This window comes from Pseudomonas edaphica (assembly GCF_005863185.1).
Lineage (GTDB): Bacteria > Pseudomonadota > Gammaproteobacteria > Pseudomonadales > Pseudomonadaceae > Aquipseudomonas > Aquipseudomonas edaphica.
Map to the genome: position 1 here is coordinate 1 of NZ_VBVZ01000744.1, position 2716 is coordinate 2716.

The 2716-nt window shown below is 56.1% G+C and carries 3 protein-coding genes; all 3 read left to right on the plus strand.

Features of this window, described 5'->3' with window-relative positions; translation table 11 throughout:
- The first annotated feature begins 211 nt into the window (after positions 1-211).
- Positions 212-1927 carry a tyrosine-type recombinase/integrase gene (locus FEM54_RS29855; protein ID WP_138453992.1) on the plus strand — a complete coding sequence of 572 codons (1716 nt, stop codon included), beginning with the start codon at positions 212-214 and terminating at the stop codon, positions 1925-1927.
- Between the two features lie 119 nt (positions 1928-2046).
- The gene (locus tag FEM54_RS29860) at positions 2047-2493 is read left to right on the plus strand and encodes an antitoxin Xre/MbcA/ParS toxin-binding domain-containing protein (protein ID WP_138453993.1); all 447 of its coding nucleotides are present in this window, start codon (positions 2047-2049) and stop codon (positions 2491-2493) included.
- On the plus strand, positions 2493-2716 hold a 224-nt coding region (locus FEM54_RS29865), incomplete at its 3' end, for an RES family NAD+ phosphorylase (protein WP_138453994.1). The genes FEM54_RS29860 and FEM54_RS29865, both read left to right, overlap by 1 nt.

Consider the following 2716-nt stretch of genomic DNA (forward strand, 5'->3'; position numbering starts at 1 on the left):
ACAGATGTCCACTGGACGCTGGGATCCACGAAATAGACGCTTAGGCGTCTTTTTTCGTTTCTGCGGAAAACCACTGGAATCCAGGGGGATTCGGTACGTTTAAGTAGTCTGGTAAGTAGTTTTTACGGAACGACTAGAAAACGTATTCTGGCTGGATCACTTCAGGGTACCGGGCGAGCATCGGGTGCTGACTCTTTAACAGGAGCTCACCATGCCACTCTCGGAATTCACTATTCGGCACGCCCGGCATACGGGTAAGCGATACACGCTCGGCGACTTTGACGGCTTGTCACTCTTGGTAACTGCAGCTGGCAGCAAATGCTGGTTGTTTCGCTACTACTGGGCCGGCCGACAAGTGTGCATGTCTTTTGGCATGTATCCCGCCGTCAGCTTGAAAGAGGCGCGCACCCGCCGGGACGAGGCGCGCAAACTGCTTGCTCAGGATATCAACCCGCGAGAATATCGTGAGCAGCAGCGCATTGAGGCTAAAGCTGAAGTAAAACATACCTTCCAAGCAGTCTACGACGAGTGGATCAACTTCCGTCGCCTGAGCTTGAATGAAGGCCGCCAAAGCACACTGTCGCAAATTCTCAGGGTCTTCAAAAAGGACGTCCTGCCCACCCTGGCCGAGCGCCCCATCAAAAGCATCACCCGCCACGATCTGCTGGCCATCCTAAGCACTATCGAACAACGCAAAGCGTTCACCATGGCTGAAAAATGCCGCACCTGGTTCAATCAGTTGTTTCGTTACGCCCTGGTAAAAGTCGAAGGCATGGAACTCAATCCTGCTTCAGACCTGGACGTTGTCGCGCTGCCCAAACCACCGGTAACCAACAACCCCTACCTGCTGATGGAACAGTTGCCCGAACTACTGACGACCATCCGAAAATACGGCGGTCACCTTCAAACCAAACTGGGTTTGCGCCTGCTCTTACTGACCGGCGTTCGCACCGGCGAGTTGCGCTACGCCACGCCCGATCAGTTCGACTTGGAGAAACAGTTCTGGGTCATTCCGCCGGAGGTCGTAAAACAGCTGCAACTCAAGATGCGCAAACGCGATACCCCTGCTGGGGAAATCCCGCCGTATGTTGTTCCACTCTCAGTTCAGGCCCTTGAAATCGTGCGCTACCTTCTTGATCAAGTCGTGCCCGCACAGAAATTTTTACTCTCACATCGCAGCAACTTAAACCTGCGAATCAGCGAGAACACCCTGAACAATGCATTGCATCGAATGGGCTATGCCGACCAACTCACCGGGCATGGCATGCGCGCGACGATCTCCACCGCGCTGCACGAGATTGGTTATCCCAAAAACTGGATTGATGCGCAGCTCTCCCATGCAGATCCGGATCAAGTCAGTGCCACCTACAACCACGCCAGATACATCGAACAGCGCCGCACCATGATGCAGGATTGGGCGAATCGGTTGGACCTGTGGGCACAGGGCAAACATGAGGCCGCGAGTTCGCCGTTGACGATTCGGTTGGAGGGGACAGCTTCGCTGCCGGAGGCGGTAGGTGCGGCTAGCACTTCGTTGGTCTATGACGTGGCGGCCGCGCCGAATAGGGTGTTGGCACCCTCTAATGCTGAGGCTGTTGTTGCTTGCCTAGGCACGTCGGAGGAGTGGGCGGTAAAGGAGACTGAACCGGCGATTTCGGATATTCAGCGTGAGCGTCATGCGATGCTGGCGGCGTATGAGGCTCCGACTAATTTGACAGTGCCAGAGTTTGCGCGATTGGCAGGTAAGTCGCGGGAGCAGGTGAGTCGGGAAATCAAGGCGGGGCAGTTGTTGGCGATAGGGTTGGGAAATCGTGGGTTGAGGGTGCCGGATTGGCAACTGGATGCTGTGCGCCTGGTACAAACGCAAACGATCTTGGCCGCAGCCAAAGGCCCTTGGGAAGCCTTCTGGGACCTCTCCACGTCGTAACCAAGCACTTGCTCGGGTAGCCTCAGACCGCTCGTCCTGCTGGAAGCGCTACCCGGGTTCCACCTCTTGTATGTCATCCGCCATTTGGCGTATAAATTCGATCAAATGGAGGGAGTTCTATGAGTACTGCACTGCAAACTAAAACCCCAGTGGACACAGTCTTCGGGCGAATGGCGCGTCTGCTGGATATCAAGCTCGCTTCAGAGTCCGATGCCGTGCGTATTGTGGTCAATGGTATTTCCACCCACAGCTACAAACGCGTCGCCAGCAAGTTAAAGTTATCGTCCTCCTTGGTCGCGCCAGAAAGCACCATCCGACGCCGGCTGAGCAACAATGCCCGCTTCAGCGAAGCCGAGTCCGAGCGAGTGGTTCGCTTGACGCGAGTGTTCGCCGAGGCGGTCGAACTGTTTGGTGGCGACGAAGGCGCAGCTTTGCTGTGGCTGAATACGCCGGCCGATTACCTGCCCGGCCAACCCGCAATTTCGCCCATGCAGTTGTCGGTAATGGATTCAGGCGCACGCTTGATCGAGTCCCACATACGCCGCACCGCGCACGGCATCTTCTGATGCAGTTGTGGCGTATTTCAGCCTTTCCTGGATTGAGCGGCCTGGGTGGTCATTACACTGATGGTCGCTGGCATACTTTGCCACGCTCGGTAATCTACGCTGCTGAACATCCTGCCTTGGCGATGGTGGAAGTGCTGGCGCACATGCGCCTGAGCCTGGCGAACATTCCTTCGACGTTGCAGTTAATCCGCATCGACGTTGCTCCGGGAGCGTCGATGGGGGC

Excerpts from the sequence above, each read along its gene's own strand:
- FEM54_RS29855 (WP_138453992.1), top strand. The coding sequence starts at position 212 with ATGCCACTCTCGGAATTCACTATTCGGCACGCCCGGCATACGGGTAAG.
- FEM54_RS29860 (WP_138453993.1), top strand. The coding sequence starts at position 2,047 with ATGAGTACTGCACTGCAAACTAAAACCCCAGTGGACACAGTCTTCGGG.